Origin of the sequence: Methanobrevibacter arboriphilus JCM 13429 = DSM 1125 (genome assembly GCF_002072215.1) — an archaeon.
Classification (GTDB): Archaea; Methanobacteriota; Methanobacteria; order Methanobacteriales; family Methanobacteriaceae; genus Methanobinarius; species Methanobinarius arboriphilicus.
Window position 1 is genome coordinate 1 of sequence record NZ_JXMW01000018.1, and the last position, 23717, is coordinate 23717.

The following is a 23717-nucleotide window of genomic DNA, read 5'->3' on the forward strand; positions in this document are numbered from 1 at the left end:
CATATATAATCCTAATTAAAAATATTTTATAAATATAGAATAAATATAATAGATATATAATAAAAAATATTATATAGCCTAAAGAGGGAATATTTATGGATAGAAATAAGCTGTTAGGAAAAACAAAAAAAATAAAAGAAGATCTTGATGTTAAAATTGATTATGAAATCCAAAACACCGTGGAAGCAAGTAATCAAAAAATAGCTATATTTAAGAGAATACCTAATGAAAATTTCTTTTATCCATACAATAAAACAGCAATAAAATATTGTATAGATACAGTTAGTTCTAATATTAGTAAACTAGATGAAAATATCAATTATCGGTTACTTGAAAGTCAAGAAAAACATGATATACTGAATCAATATAATCTATTATTAAACTTATTTAATGATATTAAAATTAAAAAAAATGGTAAAATTAAAATAACACAAGATATAATGATTTTTGAATATTCTCATGGTAATTTAATCCCTTTAAATAAAAATTCCTCTATTAATTTCTTAAATATCTATCAATTAATCTCTAATACTCCTAAAATTAACAAAAACTTATGGGAAAAGTTAAAAATTAAATTATAACTGTTTTTTAATTGTTTTTTATTATACATTTATCGTATATAGCTTGAAAATCCTGAAAATCTTGAAATTAATAATATTATTTAATTAAATAATTATCATAATAAAAAAATTATCATAATAAAAAAATAATATCAAATAATAAAATTTACCTTAATAGTAATAATTAAATCAATGTTCTTAATTTTTAATATTTTTTTCAAAATTTTTAATAAAATTAATCTAAAAAGTAATACTAATTAAATAATACTATTTATATTTTTAGTAATAATCAAAAAAATCAATAAAATACTGTTATTGAAAAAAAGTATTAAAATTATTAAAAATAGTAATAAATAATACTAAAATTTTTTATTAAAAAAAAGTATTAAATTTTATCTAAAAAGTATTAAATTTTATCTAAAAAGTATTAATTTTTATATAAATTTTTATAATAAAATAAATAATAAAAATAATAAATTAAATAATAATTTTATAATAAAATATAGATAAGTATTATTAAATAAATTTTTTAAAGTTTAAATTCATATAAATTGTATTAAATCGATAAAAAATATTGTAAAATTAATAAAAATAAGTAAAAAATGAATAAAACTCATTAGAATAAATTTAAACCATTAAAACATAATTTAAATATTATTCAATGTATTTAAACTTCATTTCAAGTAAAACAATTAAAGCAAATCCTAAAATTATCAAAACAGCACAAATTAATAGTTCAAAAAGAGAACCTCCAATATTAGCTGTTATTTGATCAAATGGAATTCTAAGTGTTCCAACCATAACTCCAATTAAAAGTGCAAGAGTTATCTCTTCATGATGCTGTAATAAATAATCTAATACCTTTGAAAACCCCAATATCCCTATCAATGCACCTGCACAAAATGTAACAATCTCAACAATATTAAATGTATTTAAAGCATTTAACATATAATGATATTGACCTAAAAGTAAAAGAATAAAAGCTCCTGAAATACCTGGAAGTATCATAGCACATATAGCTATCATACCTGAAAAAAATAATATAGGTAAAGAATGATTAGCTGCTATTGGGTTTAATCCAACAAAGATAAATGATAGTAAAAACCCTATCACAGAAATAATGATTATTTTAGGTGAAAAATGTACCACTCTTGTGTACAAAACATAAGAAGAAGCAAGAATCAAACCTAAAAAGAATGCAAATGTAAATTCAGGATAATAATCTAATAAAAATCCAATTACCTTGGATAATGTTAACATAGCAATAGCTATGCCAAGTAAAAGAGGTATGAATAATTCATAATCAATTTCTTCTTTGCAGAGTCGTATGAACTCTGAAAAATCTAATTTTAAAAGAGGTTTTATAAAAGAAAACCTCAATTTTCCAATTGCATGAACAAGTCTTTCATATATTCCTGTAATTAATGCTATAGTTCCGCCAGAAACCCCAGGAATAATATCAGCTGATCCCATGAATAATCCACGGAGAAATATAAGTAAAGGTTCTAAAATTTTGCTTGATACCATAATAACATCCTTAACCATAAATAAAATTAAAAAATAATAATTAAAAATTAATATAATTTTTATATTTCTTACTAAATTATTTAATAATTTAATATAAACCAAAAATTAATATATATCTAATATATATTAAATATCTTGATAATAATCATATTAATGAAAAATATTAACATTCTAATTAAAATCTATTTTTATTATTCTAATAAGAATTTATATATATTTTTAGTATTTATAATTATTTATTTCAATCTGAATACTGATTCAAGAACTATAGGAAAAAATAAGAAAAAAATAAGAAAAGAATAAGAAAATATTGAATATAAAAAATATGGAATATAATATGAAAAATAAAAAAATAAAAAATAAAAATATGAAAATAAAAAATGTGAAATATGAAAAATATTGAATATATACTATTTTCCACAATTTTCTTTAACTAATTCTTTAGCTAAAGGAGTTATATTATCTTTTAAAATCTCTTTTAAGAAATCTCCAGTATAAGTTCCTGATTTAGCTATTTCTTCAGGAGTTCCAGTCGCTACGATTTCACCGCCACCGTCCCCACCTTCTGGACCTAAATCAATAATATGGTCAGCAGTTTTAATTACATCAAGGTTATGCTCAATAACAACAACTGAATTGCCAGAATCAGTTAATCTTCCAAGAACATCAAGTAATTTTTTAATATCTGCAAAATGAAGACCAGTAGTTGGTTCATCAAGAATATACAATGTTTTTCCAGTACTTTGTTTAGATAGTTCTTTTGCAAGTTTAATTCTTTGAGCTTCACCACCAGATAAAGTTGTAGCTGCTTGTCCAATTTTTATATATCCTAAACCTACATCATATAAAGTTTGAAGCTTCTTTTTTATTTTGGGAATATTTTCAAAGAATTCAAGAGCTTCTTCTACTGTCATTTCAAGAACTTCATAAATATTTTTACCTTTATATCTTATATCAAGAGTCTCATCATTATATCTCTTTCCTTTACAAACTTCACAAGGAACATAAACATCTGCTAAAAAGTGCATTTCAATCTGAATAATTCCATCACCAGAACAAGCTTCACAACGGCCACCTTTAACATTAAAACTAAACCTTCCAGGTTTATATCCTCTAGCTTTAGCCTCAGGAGTTTCTGCAAATAATTCCCTTATATAAGTAAAAAGTCCAGTGTAAGTTGCAGGATTAGATCTAGGAGTTCTTCCAATAGGTGTTTGATCGATGATAATTATTTTATCAATGTTTTCAGCACCATCAATACTATCATATTTTCCAGCAAAAGTCTGTTTCCTATTAATAACACCATTCAACCCTTTATAAAGAACTTGATTTATCAAAGAACTTTTACCAGAACCAGAAACACCAGTAACACAAGTAAATAATCCTAAAGGAATATCAACATCTAAATTTTTAAGATTATTTTCTTTAGCACCTTTTATTGAAATAAATTTACCATTTCCTATCCTTCTAGTACTATTAATTGGAATTATCTCTTTTCTAGATAAGTATTTACCAGTGATAGAATCTGGAGAATCCATTATCTCACTTGGGGTACCTTGAGCAACGATTTTACCACCATGTTCTCCAGCACCAGGACCTATATCTACAACATGATCTGCAGAGAGAATTGTTTCTTCATCATGCTCAACTACAACTAAAGTGTTACCAATACTCTTAAGTCTATTTAATGTTTCAATTAGCTTAACATTATCTCTTTGATGAAGACCAATACTTGGCTCATCTAAAATATATAATACTCCTACTAAACCAGACCCAATTTGAGTTGCTAATCTAATCCTTTGAGCTTCACCACCAGATAAAGTTCCAGAAGATCTTTCCATAGTTATATAATCAAGCCCAACATCAACTAAAAACTTTAATCGTTCTTTAATCTCTTTTAAAACTTCTTTAGCAATAAACAATTCTCTTTCATTAAGTTCAATACTATTGAAAAAATCATAACAATCTTTAATAGGCATTGATACAACATCATAAATTGATTTATCAGCAACTGTTACTGATAAAGCTTCAGGACGAAGCCTTTTTCCATCACAAACATGACAATTATGATCACTCATGAATTTAGAAATATAAGAACGAGAATAATTGGATTTTGTTTCTAAATAATGTCTTTCCATTCTATTAATTACACCTTCAAATTTCCTATTCACCCTATATGATTTGTTTCTACGTTTAAAATTAAAACCAATCTTTTCATTGGTTCCATAAAGAATTGCATTTTGTTCCTCTTTTTTCAAATCTTTAAAAGGTGTATCCATTGAAAAACCTAAATGTTCAGCTACTGCAGATAACATTTGATGATAATAATTATCCTTATTACCTTTTGATCTACTCCATGGAACAACAGCTCCTTCATTTAAAGATAGTTTTGGATTTGAAACTATTAAATCAGGATCCATTTCCATTTTACTTCCAATACCATTACATTCTGGACATGCACCTTGAGGACTATTAAAAGAAAACATTCTTGGAGTTAACTCCTCAAAGTTTATTCCACAATCAACACATGCAAAGTGTTCAGAATATACATTTTCATATTCCTTATTTTCAGAATTTACTTCTTTATCAAAAAGTATATTTACAATACCCTCACCAAATTCAAGAGCAGTTTCTATAGAATCAGCTAATCTCCTTTGAAATTCAATATCTTCTCTAAGTACAAGCCTATCAACTACTACTTCAATTGTATGTTTGGTATTTTTATTTAATTTAATATCATCTTCAAGATTTTTTATATCTCCATCAACTCTAACTCTTACAAATCCTTTATTCCTAAGGTTTTCAAAAACTTTTTTATGTTCTCCTTTTCTACTTTTAATAATAGGCCCTAAGACTTGAATCTTAACTTTGGGACTATCATATCCCTCTTCAGTGATATTTTCAACGATTTGCCCTACAGTTTGTGGAGAAATTTCTTTTCCGCATTTATAACAATGTGGAGTACCGATTCTTGCATATAAAAGACGTAAATAATCATATATTTCAGTGATTGTACCAACTGTAGAACGAGGATTCATCTTTGTAGTTTTTTGATCTATTGATATAGCAGGAGATAAGCCTTCAATATAATCAATTTCAGGCTTTTTCATTTGTCCTAAAAATTGTCTTGCATATGCAGATAATGATTCAACATATCTACGCTGTCCTTCAGCGTAAATAGTATCAAAAGCAAGAGATGACTTTCCAGAACCACTTAAACCAGTGATAACGACAAATTTATCACGAGGAATAGTTATATCTAGATTTTGAAGATTGTGCTCTCTTGCACCTTTTAAAATAATCTCTCGTTTATTTGGATCTTTATTCATAATAGTTCTCCTTAATTCCTATTAACATTATTTTCCTATTGAATCCTAATAATAACCTTAAATATAATATAATCATAAATAACAAATAATTCAGTGATATTTCTAAATATTATATGATTTAATAATATTCAAATATTGTATAATTCAATAATATTCTTAAATATTAAATAATTCTAAATATTTTATCTATAAAATCATAATCTTTATTAAATTTTAAAAAATAATAGTAGATATTGTGAAAGTATATTTTTAGTCCAATATTAAGCATAGTATTCTTATATACTCTTATATACCATTATATTAACTATTATATTGATAATTTAATATAAAAAAGCCTTTTAAAAAAAATAAACTATATTTACTTAAATGTATATAAATTATATAAATAATATACATAAGTAGAATTAATATTATATCTTACAAACAATATAAAGTTTTCTACTAATAGTTTATAATATATAAAATATAGACTCTCTGATTTTTATAATATTTTATGTTTAGTTATTTTAATCTAGTTAATTTATTTTAATTTATATTAATTTATATTAATTTATATTAATTTTATTTGTTTTTATAATCTATTAATATTGAGGTAGCATATGAACAGTAATATTATTAAATAAAAAAAAACTTAATCAAAAATAATTAAATGAATTTTATATGATTATAAAAGCTATTAAAAAATTATAAAACTTATAAAACTTATAAAATTTATAAAATTTATAAAAGTTTATTCATAAGCTATTTCTTTATTCCTTTTATTACTATCAACTGATCTCTTAATTTAGCTGCTCGTTCGAAATCTAATTCAGAAGCAGCAGTTTTCATATCTTCTTCTAAATCATTTATAAGCATTCTAAGCTCGTCTTTTGGCATTTTCTTAATATCAGTAGCTGTTTTATCATACTTTTTAATTTCTTCTTTTTTAGCTTTAAGTGACCTATAGGTTGATTTAGGTTTAATATTATGTTTTTCATTATAAGCCAGTTGAAGTTTCCGCCTTTTGTTTGTAATATCAACTGAATTTTTAATTGAATCTGTAATTTCATCAGCATACATAAATACTTGACCATCTACATTTCTTGCTGCTCTCCCAATAGTTTGAATAAGAGATGTTTCAGATCTAAGGAATCCTTCTTTATCAGCATCAAGAATACCAACAAGAGAAACTTCAGGTAAATCTAAACCTTCTCTAAGTAAATTTACACCAACAAGACAATCAAATTCTCCTCTTCTTAAATCATCAATAATCTCAATTCTTTCTAAAGTATCAATTTCTGAATGTAAATACCTAACTTTAATACCAATTTTAGCATAATAATCAGTTAAATCTTCAGCCATTCTTTTAGTAAGTGTTGTAATTAAAATTCTTTGATTTTTCTCAATTCTTTTTCTAACTTCACCAAGTAAGTCTTCAACTTGATTCTTAGCTGGTCTAATTATAACTTCAGGATCAACAAGGCCAGTTGGACGAATAATCTGCTCAACAACATTTAAACTTCTACTCATCTCATAATTACCAGGAGTAGCTGAAACATAAAGAACTTTATTAACAGACTTCTCAAACTCATCAAATCTGAATGGACGGTTTTCCATAGCTGAAGGAAGTCTAAAACCATGTTCAACAAGCGTTTCTTTTCTAGCTCTATCTCCATTATACATGCCCCTAATTTGCGGAACAGTAACATGAGACTCATCAATTATTGTTAAAAAGTCATCTGGAAAATATTTTAACAAAGTATATGGCATTTCACCCCATTTTCTTCCAGAAAGATGTAGAGAGTAATTTTCAACTCCAGGACAATAACCCATTTCACTTAACATTTCAAGGTCAAAACGTGTTCTTTGCTCAAGACGCTGAGCTTCAACTAATTTATTTTGAATTTTAAGTTCATTTAACCTAGAATCAAGCTCTTCTGTAATATCTTTAAGAGCTTTTTCCATTTTTTCATCAGCAACAACAAAATGCTTTGCTGGAAAAAGAGTATATCTTTCAAGATTCTCAATTCTTTTACCAGTAACCTTATCTACAATAGAAATAGAATCAATTTCATCACCAAATAGCTCAATACGAATTGGGGGTGTTCCATGAACAGGGTTGACTTCAATCACATCTCCTCTAACTCTAAATTGACCAGTGCCAAATTCAATATCATTTCTTTCATATTGCATATGGATTAAACGACTAAGAATTTCTCCCCTATCATATATATCGCCTCTTGAAATTGAAAGTGCAAATTCTCCATAATCTTCTGGAGATCCTATACCATATATACATGAAACACTTGAAACTACAATAACATCATCCCTAGAAAGTAATGATTGTGTGGCAGAATGACGCATTCTATCTATTTCATCATTTATTGAAGCTTCTTTATCAATAAATGTATCTGTCCGTGGGACATATGCTTCTGGTTGATAATAATCATAATAACTTACAAAATATTCAACTGCATTATCTGGGAAAAACTCTTTAAACTCTTCATAAAGCTGTGCAGCTAATGTTTTATTATGAGATATGACAAGAGTTGGTTTTTGGACTTCTTGAATAACATTTGCCATAGTAAATGTTTTTCCAGATCCAGTTACCCCAAGCAAAGTTTGCTCATGAAGACCCTTTTTAATTCCACTAGAAATTGATTTAATAGCTTTTGGTTGATCTCCTAATGGTTTATAATCTGATGATATTTTAAATTCTTTCATAATATCTCTTTTTTAAAAAATTGTTTATTATTCTAACAAATTATCTACAATATTAAACACTTTATAATAATGATCATCCTATAAAACAATAATTATAATAAAATCAATTCTTATAATACCAATATTTATAATAAAATCAATGATTATAATAATCAATACTTATAATAAAATTAATGATTATAATAATCATTTATATTATAATCATGCAGGTAATAATTTTACAAATTCTCCTGAAAATTGAGTAAAATCTTTTTTCTATTTCCTTTTTAATATAAAATATAATATATATAATCTTACTTAAATAAAATTATCATTTTTGAAACTATATTTAAAGTCTATTTTTAGAAATTATTGATATATAAATATAAAAGTAATATTTTATAATAATTAATAGTTATAAAAAATTAATACTAATACTTATATTAATTGTCATATTATAAAAAATTTATAATTTTCATAAAAATAATCATAAACAATATATCCATAATAAACAATATATCCATAAATTAAACATAATAAAGTAATAAAATTTTTAATTAAAAATAATAAAAATTAATCAAGGATAATAAGAATAAAAAAATAATAAAAATAATAAAAATAATAAAAATAAAAAATAATATTAAAAATAATTTTTTGTTTAATATACTATAATGGAATTAGGATGAAGATCTTAATTTACTTATTTTTTCTAAAACTCATTCCCATAATAGCTAATAAAACTATTAATACTGCTAAAATTGGTAAACCAGTGTTTTTCATTTTAGCTCCAGCATCATTCAAATCAGAAGATTGATTTTGACCATCTTTAGTTCTATTTGAATCTGATTCAGATGGTTTAACTGGGTTTACAGGTTTATCAGGACCTACAGGTTTATCAGGAGATTCATTTTTTGCCATATTGATTGTTAAAGAAATATTTTCATCATCTGATACTGCAATCATATCAAAAGTATTATTACTTGGATTTAGTAAGTAACTAATAACAGTATTTCTAATGTCTTTAGTAATAGAAGTCCCATTTGGTAAAATTACTGTAACTTCAAAATATGGTAATAAGCTTTGATCATTATCTATGTCCTTATTGGTAGTTAGTTTGTAAGTTAAATTAACTTTTTCATTAGTAAAATTCTTTGTTGCATTCATAGTAGTGTTAAAGTCATTTGCAGACAATTGAAGAACATACCAAGTATCTATTAAAACACCAGTATAATTAATCAATGGATTGTTAGTTCCCCACCAATTTAAATTTGCAATATTACTATGTACATTACCTGAAACAGATAAAGGATTTGTATTATTATAAATTCTATTATAATTAATATCTACATTTTTTATCTCAGAAACACCATTGAAAACAATTCCTATACCATTATTAATAATATTATTACTAGTTATGTTAGAATTACTTGAGAAATTCCATAAATAAATTCCACTATTACTATTATTAATAATTTGATTTCCTGAAACATTAGCAGCATTTCTAAGTAAGATACCATACATGTTATCAATAATACTATTATTTTTTATATTTATAATATCATTAGATCCATCAGTAACATAAACACCATAATAATTATTATTTAACTTATTATTAATTATAAGAGTATTATAGCTACCTTGTAAGAGTATCCCAGATAAGGCAGAATTTGAAATATTGTTTGAAGTAATTTTATTATTTGTGTTTACACCAAACTGACTTGAAAGCCAAATACCTCCACTACCAGAATTTAAAATATTGTTATTATTTATATTATTATTAGTAGAGTTCGTTACATATATTCCATAATAATCATTGTTAGAAATATTATTATTTTCTATAGTTACATTATTAGAACTACCATAAACAATACCATAAACATAATTCTCATTAATATTATTTTTAGAAACATTCACATTAGATGACTTAGAAATAGCAATTCCATCACCATTAGCTGAAGGTCCAGGATTTCTTCCATTCTTAGAAATATTATTATTTTTAATATTAATATTACTTGAATTCTTTATAACTAGTCCAGTTCCAGTATTATCTGTAATTGTATTTTTTTCTACATTTGATTTATCTGAATCCGATAAAACTGCACCATTTCCATATCCGGAAATTCTATTGTTGGTTATATTACCATTAGAATTATCAAAATATACACCAATAGAATTAGAATTAAAAGTAGCATTATTATTTAGTGTATTGTTTTCAACAATCGCATTTTCAGAGTTATTATATGCAATACCACTAGTATTTCTATTAATAGTATTATTAATGGTATTATTAAAAACTTTTGAGTTATTTGAATTGTTAAAACTAATAGCTGTAGAATAGTTATTAAAATTAATTCCAGAAATATTAACATTATTTGTATTATTTACAATAATAGCTGTTAGATTTGAATTACTAACAAAGTTTACTATACCATCAGAAAATATATTAACAGAATTTTTTACAACAAAACTTAAATTAGTATAAATTCCTTCAGAAAATATTACATTATCAAAATCTAATATATTAAAACCATGTACAATATTTCCATTGAAAAAATTAGTAATATCATTATTTGACCATTCTGTACTATTAATATTCACACTAGCAGCAGATACTGAATTGAAGCTTGAAACTGCAAAAATTAATAGAAAGAGTACGATTACAATATTTTTATAATTCATTTTAATTTATATTCACTCCCCAATTAATTCATATACACAATCCAATTATGTCATTAATTCATGCCAACATAATGTAGACCAACTAATTCATAATATTAAAATATTTATTATATTATTTATATTGAAAAATTATAATATTAGTATTATTAGTTCATGTATATGCTAATTATTAATTATAGGGCTAACGGTATATAAATGTTACTAACAACATGGGCCATTTTTACGTTTACAAAATAATATTTAAAAACAATCAAAATATCAATCCAACAATATTTTATTCTAATTAACTCAATATAATAATTTTAATTATTATGAATTATTATATTGAAACTAGATAACAAAAAATTAAAAATAAGATATTTCAAAATATGTATATACATAGGTATATTTAAATATATGTTTTTAATATTATTGTTTTAAGTATTTTACACAAGGATATTCCTGAAGGTATTAATAAGTTATAGTATAAATAAACACAATATAAAATATTAATAGTTTAATAAAATTACTTATAGTTTTAATAACTGATAAACATGAATAAAAAAAATAATTATTAAATATAAATAATATTATTAAAAGTAAATAATAACATCTATCAAAAGTTTTCATAAAGTAAGCTAAAAATAAATAAATCTTAAAAAATGATGAATTATGTCAACTAAAGTAAAATCACCAGAAGAACTTCCAAAAAAACCTGGAATATACATTATGAAGAATTCTGATGATAATATTATATATATAGGTAAATCAAAATCACTTAGAAATAGAGTTAAGTCTTATTTTAAAGATAAATATGATACACCAAAAACTAAAATACTAATGAGTCATTTTAGTAGTTTAGAATATATAATAACTGATAGTGAAAAAGAAGCACTTATATTAGAAGCTAATCTAATTAAAAAACATAGACCTAAATATAATATTAGGCTTAAGGATGATAAAAGGTATCCTTATGTTAAAATAACTAAGGAAGATTTTCCTCGCTTAATAATCACAAGAAATATTGGGAAAACTGGAACTTATTTTGGACCATTTACAGATGTTGGCTCAGTTCGTCAGACTGTGAAATTTTTAAAATCTCTTTTTAAAATTAGAACCTGCCGAAAAATGGATGGTCCTTGTTTAAATTGTCAAATTGATTTATGCTACGGCCCTTGTAGCGGGAACATAAGTAAAAATGATTACAAAAAACTAATTAATAAAATCGATCTTTTTTTTCAAGGAAAATATACTGAAATAATTGAAAATCTTCAAAAAGAAATGGAAGAATCTTCAAAAGAATATAATTTTGAAAAAGCAGCTGTAATTAGAGATCAAATAGCATCTATTGCAGAAGTTATGGAAAAACAATTTGTTGATTTTACTGATGAATTGGATCAAGATATAATAGCTATGTCCTTTGATGGTAATTCTGCAATTGTAGTAGTATTTTCAATAAGGAATGGTAAAATAAATGGAAAAGACGATTTTTTAATGAGTGGAGCTAAAAACAATAAACCAAGTGAAGTCATTTCAGCATTTATAGAACAATATTACAGTATTAATCGACATATACCTAAAGAAATAATATTAGAAGAGAAAATATCTAATGATGAGTTAAAATTAATTAAAGAGTGGTTAGCTGATTTAAGAGGAGATAATGTTGAAATTACTGTTCCTGATGAAGGAACTAAATTAAGATTAATAAGAATGGCATCTAAGAATGCTGAAATAATTAAAAAACAAAAGAAAAAAATGAAAAATGCAATGATTGAGATTAAAAAATATTTAAAGCTTCCAAAACTTCCTCGCATTATAGAAGGCTATGATGTATCTAATATTTCAGGAAAATTAGCTGTTGGTTCTAAAGTATCATTTCTAGATTCAAAACCAAATAAAAAACAATATAAAAGATTTAAACTTGAAACACCTGGACCAAACGATTATGAAATGATGAGAGAATTATTATCTAGAAGATTTAAAAAATTATCAGAAAAAAATGACAATAAAGATAATAACAATAAAGATAATGACAATAAGGATAATAAGAATAAGGATAATAAAAATAAGGATAATAAAAATAATAAAGATAATAAGTATAGTAAAGATAATAAATACACTAAAAATAATAATAATAATGAGAAAAACAATGACAATGGCTTTGATAAAGAATATCCAGACCTTATACTTATTGATGGTGGAAAAGGACAATTAGGAATAGCTACAGAAGTATTGAAAGAATATAATTTAGAACATATCCCTATAATAGGACTTGCTAAAGAATTTGAAGAAGTTTTTATACCTCAAAGTTCTTATCCAATTATAATTCCAAAAAATAATGAAGGTTTACATCTTTTACAAAGAGTGAGAGATGAAGCTCATAGATTCGCAGTTACTTATCACAGAAAATTAAGATCAAAAAATATCGAAACTTCAGAATTGGATGATATAGTTGGTATTGGTAAAACTAGAAAAATTAACTTATTAAAACATTTTGGAGATATAGAAGAAATAAAAAAAGCAAGTGTTGAAGAAATAAGAAGTGTAAAAGGATTAAATAAAAAAGTAGCTGAAGCTGTTTATAATAAATTCAATTAAAATTATAAATAAAATAATAAACTAGAATTATAATCTAGAATAATAAACTAGAATAATAAACTGGAATAATAAATAAAATTATAAATTATAATAAAAAATTAAAATAGTATAAAAAATAATATAATATACTACTTAAAGAGATAAAAAGTTATATACTATCCAAAGAATTAACAACACAACCTAAATTCTCACCATTTAAACCAATGATAAGCTCATTTTCTTTTATATCAGCATATTGTCTTGAACCACTACAACCTAAAGTTATATTAGGTATTTTTCGCATAAATGGGCCTGCAACTGCATCAGCACAAACAGATTGAATACCTGAAAAATCAGATTCTACCCTTCCACCTAATGAATAGACAATAGCTTGAGAAACTTTCATAGCTTGCATTGGATTAGCTATAATAACAACAATATCTGGAACAAATCCTGCTTTTTCTAATGGAGTATAAACAATTGCATAGCTTCTTAAATCAATTTTTGGAATTGAATCCAGTGTTCTTTTAGCAGAACCTAATGATTTAAATCTTTTTAAACTATAGTAAAACTCTCCACTTGCAATTTTTTCAGGTACATCTTCAAGTCCAATTGCAGAAGATCCTCCTTTACATAATTGCTCTTCAGAAGTACTATAAAATGAATTTCCTCTTGATGCTTTCTGTACCATTTCACAATGTCTAATTTTATCTTGTATTTTATTAATACCTTCAGGAATATCTTCCTTGTGCAAAATAAATTTTATAGCTACAGGATGAGAATTTAAATCCAAATCCTTTTTTATTCTTGAAGAAAAATACTGATTATTTTCTAATTCATCTGACTGTGGATAATCTTTCATAATATCACCATTAGAATTTATTTAAATATTATATTAATTTTTAATATACATAATATTTTCTATTTAACTATTAAAAAGTTATAATAAGAGAAAAATAACACTGTTATAAAAAACTAATAATTTAAGGATTGTAAATATAGAAATAGAAATATGAAAAATAAATATATAAAAAATGGAAATATAAAAATAAAAATAGAAATATGAAAAATAAATATATAAAAAAATGGAAATATAAAAATAAAAATAGAAATATGAAAAATAAATATATAAAAAATGGAAATATAAAATAGATATAATAAGCTGATATATAATACTCAACTTATATAAAAGATAAATATTAAAAATTAATATCATAATTTTGAAAATAAAAATATGAAATATTTGAATAAATATAAATAATAAAATAATTTATTAAAAAATATTTTAAAATAAGAATATTCTAATTATTTTTAAAAAAATTATAAAAAGAACTAATAGTGAATAAATAATATAAATTAAAAACTTTTATATATAATATTAAACATAATATCTATTGTTAATATCAAAATTTTTAATATATGTTTACTTATGTTATATAAAATTAATAAAAATATAATCTTGTTTTATTTAAAACAAACTTTTAACAATATTAAATTAATTGATAATTCATTAATATATTCATTCTAGATATTACCATATATTAGATAAATATATGGAATATTTTCTTAAATAAAAGATATTTTCCTTATTGAAATAAATAAAAAAAGATTTAAAATAGTCTAATATGATTTAAACAAGTTTTTATTAAATTTAATAAATAACATATCAATACTAATATTTTAAATTAAAAATAGTTACTATAAAAGAATATATAATAAATATAGAAAGAAAGAATCTGTTTTTTAATTAGAAATATTGTAAAAAAAGTATTTTCTAGAATTTTAGAAAGATTTAAATCAATTCTTATCTAGTAAATTTTATATAAAATATAAATTTAATCAATTATAAGAATCAATTACTAATAAGTAGGTATATATAGAATAAAAAAGAATATAATTAATGTAATTTATTGAACTTAAAAATAGTATTTATGAATTATTTAGATATAATATTACCTAAATCAATTTTATAATTAAATTTTAAGTTGAATAATTAATATATAATATAATCAAAATAAACATATTATTTTTAATGATAAAAATATTATGTTTTGTTAAATTATAAGTTAGGTTAAATACCAAAAGAAAAAAAATAGTACTTCTGAATAAACAGTTGTTACTTAATTAAAAGGCGGTTATTAAATGGAAACAACTCTAATATCAACTATTTACGACGTAGAACCAGTAATGATATGTATAACTAAATTTTCTCCAAAGAAAGTTTTATTACTGACTGAGGATAATGGTTCAGATGTAATGAGAGAAAGTAAAGAAACTTTGGAAAAGGCATTTGGACGATTCATAGATATTAAATCACAAGAAACTGACTCTAATGATTCAGTTAAAATTGCATCTGGTGTTGCCGATGCAATCGAAAAAGAAAAAAAATCTGGAAACAAAATTGTTGTTAATATAAGTGGTGGAGAAAGACCACAAGCTTTAGGAACACTTTTTGGAGCATATTCAAAACATCAATTTGTTGATAGGATTGTATATGTAGACAATTCTACAAAAGAAGTAATGGATCTTCCAATACTTAAATACGGAATTTCTTCAACTAAAAAAGAAATATTAAAATGTTTAATAAATGGTTCTAATTCTGTCAAAGAACTTTCTGATAAAATTGAAATCAGTAGGGGAATGACTTATAATCATATACGTGAATTGAGGGATATGGGCCTTATAGATAAAGAAATATTAGAAATTACTACTGCTGGAAGATTAGCTATTATTTAATATTTCACAAATCTTTTTTAAAGCTAGGATTTACAGATTTTTATTATTTAAAAACTAATAAATCACTAGTTATATCTTTTATTTTTAAAATTCAAACAAGAAATTTTTATACTATATTTTTTATACTATACTTTTATACTATAATTTTATACTAATTTTTTTTATATTATAATTTTTATAATCTATATTCTTTACAACCTATTTTTAATTAAGATAAGTAATACTTTAACTAATATAAGTAATATAATCAATACTTTAATTAAAATAAGTAATACATAAACTGATATATTTAATACTATAATTAAAATAAATAATAATTTAATTAAAATAAGTATTAAAAAAATTAAAAAAATAAACATTAAAAAAATTAAAAATGATTATATATGCATTAAAAAATTATTAAATTAAAAATAATATCAATTAATACATATACTTATACTAAATACTACAATTGAATATCTACAAATAATGTTTATAATTAAATTTTAAATAAATAATCAACCAAATAGCTATGATTAATCTATGATTAATCTATGGCTAATATATGGTTAATATATGATTAATATATGGTTTATCTGTGATTTATCTATATTTAATCCATAATTAAATATCTATAACTAGCTCAATAGGAGCATGTTTAGAACCATTGATATCTGATAATATTTTTGACTCAATTAAAGAATCTTTCAAGCTTTTAGAGATAAAGAAATAATCTAACCGAGACCCTTCGTCTGATTCTTTAGCTTTTTGAGATTTCCATGCAGAAAATTCGATTTCATCTGGATTTAAAAGTCTAAAAGAGTCAAAATAGCCAAGTTTTTCAATTTTATTTATAATATCTCTTTCTTCATCAAAAAATGAGCTATTTTTTGAAGCTTTTTCAGGATCACTAATATCTTTTTCAGAATGAGCAATATTAAAATCTCCAGCTATAATAACATTATCATCAGCAGATTTTTCAGCAAATTCTAGTAATTTATTATAAAATGAAAGTTTAATTTCCTTATCTGCTTTACTATTAAATCCATAAGGAGCATAAATATGAATTAGAGTAAATTTATCAAATTTAAAGTTTAAAACCCTCATTTTTAATGAAGAATCTGGAACATCAAAAAATCTTTTTACTAATTTTGGTTTTAATTTTGAAAAAGTAGCTATACCCCCAGTTCGTGTAGTTTCACCTGGAGAAAAATAGGTATTATATCCTTCAATGTTTTTTAAATTAGAATCTAATTGTTCATATTTAGCTTTAGTTTCTTGAAATAGAATGATATCTGGATTTTCACCATATACCGGATCAATTTCTTTATTCTTTGCACGAGTTCTAATTCCATTAATATTCCAAGATATAATTTTAATTTTACCCATTTTTTAACTTCCAACAATCTTTTAAATATATTATATCGGATTATTATTACTTAAATCCTAAAATAATTATTAATACAATCATTATTTATTTAATACTATTATTTATTAATATTCTCATTATTAACTCTTACTATTTATTCACTTATTAATAATTAAATAAAATATTAAAAATTAAATAAAACATAAAAATACCATTAAAAATTGATAACATAAAAATTAATAAATTCATATCATTTAATTTATAATAATAATAAATTTAATAGAAATATGATAATATAATAATAAATCTAATGAAAACATAATGATAATTAATCTAATATAAAATACGATAATACAATAATAAATCTAATGATAACATAATGATAATTAATCTAATATAAAATACGATAATACAATAATAAATTTAAGATATATATATATATAATGATAATAAATTAATATAAGTTTTTAATAATTTTAAGGAACTTTCATATGCTCTGAAAGAGGTTTATTACAAAAATTCTTAAAATCACAAGCATCACAAGTTCTTTTATCACCTTTAGCATTCCAAGCATTTTTAATTGGAATACCTTTCATCTCTTTTATTATCGAATCTTCAATATTAGCTACAACACCATCAAATTGCATTAAAGCATTGGATATAGAATCATCTTCAATATTTATAATCCTTATAGACCTTTTTTCTTTTAATTTATCTGATAGATTAATAAAATTATCTTTATCTTCATTCCAGTTAAGTATCAATGACTCTTCAATATCAGAAATTTCAACATCATTACATCCATTTAAAATATCTTGTTTTAAAGCTATTAAATCTTCAGTTGAAGGAACAAGCTCATTTAAGTAAAAAATAATACCTGCAACAATAGGTTTTGAATCTTCTTGTTTTGATCTAAGCCATGAATAAGTTAATATTTGCCATTGATGATAAAACCAATTATTTGATTTTAAAGAAGGTCTTTTCATTCCTTTATAATCAATAATAACTTCATATTCATCATCAAAAGATTTTAATTTCTTTGAAAGTTCTTTATTATTTTTTAGATATTTAACAATTTTATTATTATTAATTTCATTAATTTTTAAAGAGCTTATAACATCAATTACTCCATTAATACCATAATAATTAGATCTACTATTATCCTTATCAAAATTAGGCATTGGTCTTTTACCTTTAATTAAAACTTCAGCTGAATCAATTAATGGAAATAAATCAGGACCCCAAATATTAATAGCTTTTTCAGCTCTTGCACTATAAAGTAATTTGTGTGGATGATTTTTATCAGGACATGTACCTAAAACACTATTCTTTTCTGATCCAAATTTACAAAAGAAATCTAAAGGAGGGTAAAGTCCTCTTGCCCTTAATCTTTTATCGATCATCTCTTCAATAGGCCGTATTTGATTTTTCCAATCCCATGGAAAGCTAATTTTTTTTGCATTCCATTCAAGAAACGATTCTTCCATAACCCCATGAATAAACTCTCCAAACCATAATTGTATAGGCATGGAAGGAGGAAGAGTTCCTCTATTTTGATAGCGATATTGAAGATTACAAGTTAAAAATGATATTAAATCTCCTGTTAAACTATATTCTGGTATAATATAGGGTTTAGAACGTGGTGATAATTCCATTTTAATCACATTGTATCAATTAGCATATAACCTTAGAATCATGAAAATTATAATATTTTAACTCATTAAAAAAATTATAAAAAATTATAAAAAATTATAAAATAGTTTTATAGAATTATAGTTTATTAATATTAACATTAATTATTATAATGCTATATATGAGTATTAATATTATTTATTACAATAATGTTATGTATTATAATATTTTTGTGAGTATTATTATATGAAAACATTAATATAATGTTAATGTTATTTGTGAATATTATTATAGAAATATAATATTATTAAGTTAATATAAGTTATTATAAGTTATTATAATTTTAATAAGAATACCATACATCTAAACTAATGATAATAAATAATAAAAACAATATATTAAACATAATACCATTAATTAAATTAAATATATTTGATCAAAACCAACAAATTGTTCATCTCTTTTCCAACCTAATGCAACATTAGGAATATTTATCTGTTTTTCATTTGCTATATATCCATCTATTGATGAATTTAATCCAACCAATAATAAAACATCCTTAGCCCTTGAAAAAGCTACAAAATACAATCTTGTTAAATCATCAAAAGCCCTATCTTTTGGATTTCTATCACCAACACCCAATGGACTAAATGGTCTGATTTTATCTTCTAAATTTGAAGATTTATCTCCCTTTTTAGGAAATCTTAAAGATGATGTTTTAACCTGATTTTTTTTAAATCTAGATCCCACATCAACTATAATTAATGGAAACTCTAAGCCTTTAGATTGATGAATAGACATTATATTAACTCTATTATCAGGTAATGTTTCTAATAATTTCTCATCGATAGAAATTCCTCCAGAGGCAAGTGGTATAAAAATATTCCAAATAGCCTCAACAACAGACTTTTCTTCTTCAATATGTTTATCATCAAAGAATATTTGAGCAGAATATTCATTAAAAAATCCAGTTTGAGTTATTGTTTTTGTTATAGCTTCTAAATAGACCAATCCCTCAACATCATTCTGAAACTCTTCAATCCATGTGATAATTTTATAAGCAAGCTCAATTAAACTTGCACTTTCAGGCCAAATATTAGGATTATGAGCATAAGGAGTTCTTGTTCTCCAACAATTAACAAAATCTTCAAGAGATATTGGTTGAACAGGTTCTGGATTAGTTTTAATGTATTCGTTAGCTATTCTTCTCCATTTATTCATATTTCTTTTAGCAAGGCCAGGAATTCTTTTAATAGAGTTTTGAAATTTTGCCTCAGGATCAATACATTCAAGTATTAATCCACAAAATATAGCTACCTCTTCTATTGTTTGAAGATCTTGACCACGAGGATTGAAAACCTCAATAGGATTTTTAAAATTTAATAAATTTTTTCTCAGATAATATGGAAACAATTGATTTCCATAAGAAATTTCTTTTGGAGAGTAAGTTAAAATAGCTATATCTGAAGGAGAACCACCAAATTCAGATAGTTTTAAACTTATAAAATCTCCTTCTGATAAACTATTTGAAGTTTTATTATAATTATTAGTTAGATTTCTATCTTTATTATTATAATATTTATCATTATCATTATATTGTTTATATTTATCAGTATATTGTTTATATTCATTATATTGTTTATATTTATCAGTATATTCTTTATTTTCATTATTATAATAATTATTTTTATTATTATAGTAATTATTTGAAGATAATATCTTTTTTACTTTTTTTTTAACAGTTTTACCATTAACCAAATCTTTTATTAAAATAGATAAATCTTTAGCTAATATTTCAGGATTTTGCCTAAACAATCCAAGAACAGGTATAGATTGATTTTCATTAGGATTTTTATTTTTAAGATATGTTTCAGTACTATTTTTATTTTTTTCAACATCATAATTATTATTTATATTATTATTTATATTATTATTTATATTATTATTTGTATTATTATTTGTATTATTATTTATATTACTATTTACATTATTATTTGTATTATTATTTGTATTACTATTTGTATTACTATTTACATTATTATTTGTATTGTTTTTATCAATAGTGTTATTAATCCTTGAAAATTCAATCTTAGGTTTTTCTTTAACACGAGCAGGTTGAAAATCACTATCTAATTCAACAAAATGGTTACATAAATTGACAATATCCTCAGTTGATCTATAATTAGCTGATAAGTTAACCTCTTCAACATCAATACCTAAATTTTCATAAGCTCTTTCAATGAAATTTGTGAATAAATCAACAGTTGCTCCTCTAAATCTATATAATGATTGATCATCGTCCCCAACAACAGTAATGTTTCCACCATTAGCTATAGCTGATTTAGCTAACTTAAAATATATTTTTTCTTGCAATAAGTTAGTATCTTGATATTCATCTACAAGAATCACATGAATACCCTTAAGAAAATGATTTAACTTTCCAGAAACAAGTCTTTTTAAAAATTTTGATTCTAACATGGAAAAATCAAGAATATTTCTACTTTTCAATTCAGAAAGATAATTTAAAATAGCATTTAGAGCTATTTTGGCTCCAGGAGAATTTTCATTATTAAGAAACTCTTTAATATCAACCTGATCATAATAAAGTCTGTTTTTAATATCAAGTAAAATATTGCTCATGATAGAAGGATTTTTAACCTCTTCAACACCATTTAGTTTACCTAAATACTCTTTTAAATCTTTATTTAAATATCTATCCTTTTCAAATAAACCTGAAGATATCATTGCAGAATTAGCTACAAAATCTTCTATAACAACCGGCAAATTTGTTCCAGGATCTCTATGTATTCTAAGTATCTCTTCTGCTATACTATCAATTGTACCTGTGATAATTTGATTAAAATCAATAATATCTAATTTTTTAATCTTTTTCTCATCAGTTATTCTTTTATAAAGATATTTTTTGATTTCATCTCCCCAACCAAGTATTCTAGAATTTAGCTCATTAGCAGCTTTTCTTGTAAATGTAGTAGCTATTATCTCATTTGGGTTTATATCATCCACAAAAATAAATTTTAGTATTTTTAAAACCATAACTGTTGTTTTTCCAGATCCCGGACCTGCAACAATAAAAAGAGATTGATCAACATTAGAGCTAATAGCTTTATTTTGATCTTTATTTGTTGAAATATCTCTGTTTAGTTTATTTACAACAATGTTTTCAAATTGAGAGTAAGTTATCATGGAAATCAATTGATTAATTTATTAATGATATTAATATTAATTTTATTATTCTTATTTAACAATAATTATATTATAAAAATTATATTATTATATTATTAAATTATATATTATTAAATTATAGCTATAATCATATTATTATCATTATAATAATATTAATTAAACTTTATTAGTTCAATTTAATAGCTTGATATAAGTATTATTTTAAATTAAAAACTTTTTAATAGAGAATTTAATAAAGAATTTAATAAAGAATTAATTAAGAATTTAAATAATAATTTAAATAATAATTATATTGCAAAATATTGCAAAAATAAATGATAAAATAAATAATAAAATTAATATCTTAGTTTAATATAAAATAAAGAAAATATTAAATAAATATACATTTTACCATGGTGTTTCACTATAAATAGCTATACGATGATAAGTATTTTGATTCCAGTTGACAACTCCACCAAAACGATTGTTTTCACCACTAATATCTACAGGTATCCATTTTTTCCCAACAAGAACTTGAAGCCAAATATGTCCTAACCACCCACTTTTTCTAAAATCACATCTACTATGAATATATCGTGTAGGTAAGCCAATTGATCTAGAAAGTGCTGCATAAGCATGAGACATGTCAACACAATTTCCTTTTTTCAATTTGATAGTTTTTTTACCACCATACTTAGTATTATAATAATAAGAATATTCTATATTATTTATAGTCCAGTTAAAAATAGCTTCTGCTTTTTTATACTTAGATTTAATACCTTTTGTAATTTTTTTTGCAAGATTTTTAATATAAGAATTTTTACTTGGAGTCCATGAAGTAGACATTAAGTATTTAGATAAGCTAGTCTTTTTATACTTATTATATAATTTTAAAGTTTTTCCATTATTATTAATAGCATCTAACTTATCAACATTAATATAAGCAGTTTTAGGAAGAGTATTTTTTTTGGTTTTTGATAAAATTTTACTAAACATGAAAATAAGAGTTTCATATTTAATTTTTTTCTTGGATAATAGTTTATAATAGCTTGGAACTTTATTATGATTATCAACGTAATTTACAATGTATTTAGCTATTTTATAATAAGAATTTGTCTTATATTTATATTTGATAGTATTTCCTTTAATATTTTTATTGCTTTTTATCCCATACTTAATTTTAATGTCAGAATTATCATTTTTATACTTATAAATAACAGTTTTGGACATTAAATATAAAAAACTCTTTGAAGAGAGATTTTTATCATTCACCATTACATTTTTAGGGATGATCTTATAAGTATCGATATAATTATAAAGAGTTTTAGAGCTTTTAACTATATTATCTTGAGAAACTGAATTATTAACAATTTTATTATTATTAGTGATATTTGTTCCATTTACACCTTCGTTTCCACTTATAACCTCTCCATTAACACTTTCAACAATGTTAAATAGTGTAAATATTAATAAAAAGACTATAAC

12 protein-coding genes are annotated in these 23717 nt (G+C 23.0%); 3 read left to right on the forward strand and 9 right to left on the reverse strand.

Annotated features, from left to right (window positions below; translation table 11 throughout):
• Positions 1 to 95 precede the first annotated feature (95 nt).
• Complete coding sequence (locus MBBAR_RS07830) at positions 96 to 581, forward strand: hypothetical protein (protein WP_080460740.1); 486 nt, start codon at positions 96 to 98, stop codon at positions 579 to 581.
• 633 nt (positions 582 to 1214) lie between these two features.
• Here the strand turns inward: MBBAR_RS07830 and MBBAR_RS07835 are convergent.
• The 4 genes from MBBAR_RS07835 to MBBAR_RS07850 form a co-directional block, all read right to left on the reverse strand.
• Positions 1215 to 2033 (reverse strand): DUF368 domain-containing protein, encoded by an 819-nt coding sequence (locus MBBAR_RS07835; protein WP_211272926.1) that lies wholly within the window; start codon positions 2031 to 2033, stop codon positions 1215 to 1217.
• A 464-nt stretch (positions 2034 to 2497) separates the two neighbouring features.
• Positions 2498 to 5416: an excinuclease ABC subunit UvrA gene (gene uvrA / locus MBBAR_RS07840; protein ID WP_080460741.1), complete on the reverse strand. Its 2919-nt coding sequence runs from the start codon at positions 5414 to 5416 to the stop codon at positions 2498 to 2500.
• Positions 5417 to 6157: 741 nt separating this feature from the next.
• Positions 6158 to 8119, reverse strand: a complete 1962-nt coding sequence (gene uvrB, locus MBBAR_RS07845; RefSeq protein ID WP_080460742.1) for an excinuclease ABC subunit UvrB — start codon at positions 8117 to 8119, stop codon at positions 6158 to 6160.
• Between the two features lie 675 nt (positions 8120 to 8794).
• On the reverse strand, positions 8795 to 10777 hold the full coding sequence (locus tag MBBAR_RS07850) for a right-handed parallel beta-helix repeat-containing protein (RefSeq protein ID WP_080460743.1): 1983 nt from the start codon (positions 10775 to 10777) through the stop codon (positions 8795 to 8797).
• Between the two features lie 651 nt (positions 10778 to 11428).
• On the opposite strand from MBBAR_RS07850, the gene uvrC reads away from it, so the two are divergent.
• Entirely contained in the window at positions 11429 to 13354 is a 1926-nt protein-coding gene (gene uvrC / locus MBBAR_RS07855) for an excinuclease ABC subunit UvrC (RefSeq protein WP_080460744.1), read from the forward strand.
• A gap of 148 nt (positions 13355 to 13502) precedes the next feature.
• Here the strand turns inward: uvrC and MBBAR_RS07860 are convergent, their stop codons facing one another.
• Entirely contained in the window at positions 13503 to 14195 is a 693-nt protein-coding gene (locus tag MBBAR_RS07860) for a DUF169 domain-containing protein (RefSeq protein WP_080460745.1), read from the reverse strand.
• 1280 nt (positions 14196 to 15475) lie between these two features.
• Between MBBAR_RS07860 and csa3 the strand changes: the two genes are divergently transcribed.
• Entirely contained in the window at positions 15476 to 16069 is a 594-nt protein-coding gene (gene csa3, locus MBBAR_RS07865; RefSeq protein WP_042703930.1) for a CRISPR-associated CARF protein Csa3, read from the forward strand.
• 603 nt (positions 16070 to 16672) lie between these two features.
• Here csa3 and MBBAR_RS07870 read toward each other — a convergent pair.
• The 4 genes from MBBAR_RS07870 to MBBAR_RS07885 form a co-directional block, all read right to left on the reverse strand.
• Positions 16673 to 17437 carry an exodeoxyribonuclease III gene (locus MBBAR_RS07870; protein WP_080460746.1) on the reverse strand — a complete coding sequence of 255 codons (765 nt, stop codon included), beginning with the start codon at positions 17435 to 17437 and terminating at the stop codon, positions 16673 to 16675.
• A gap of 456 nt (positions 17438 to 17893) precedes the next feature.
• Positions 17894 to 19072 (reverse strand): PD-(D/E)XK nuclease family protein, encoded by a 1179-nt coding sequence (locus tag MBBAR_RS07875; RefSeq protein ID WP_080460747.1) that lies wholly within the window; start codon positions 19070 to 19072, stop codon positions 17894 to 17896.
• A gap of 394 nt (positions 19073 to 19466) precedes the next feature.
• The gene (locus tag MBBAR_RS10555) at positions 19467 to 22253 is read right to left on the reverse strand and encodes a UvrD-helicase domain-containing protein (protein WP_249025053.1); all 2787 of its coding nucleotides are present in this window, start codon (positions 22251 to 22253) and stop codon (positions 19467 to 19469) included.
• 387 nt (positions 22254 to 22640) lie between these two features.
• Positions 22641 to 23717, reverse strand: a 1077-nt coding sequence (locus MBBAR_RS07885) for a transglutaminase-like domain-containing protein (RefSeq protein WP_143746169.1), incomplete at its 5' end; no start/stop codon positions are given.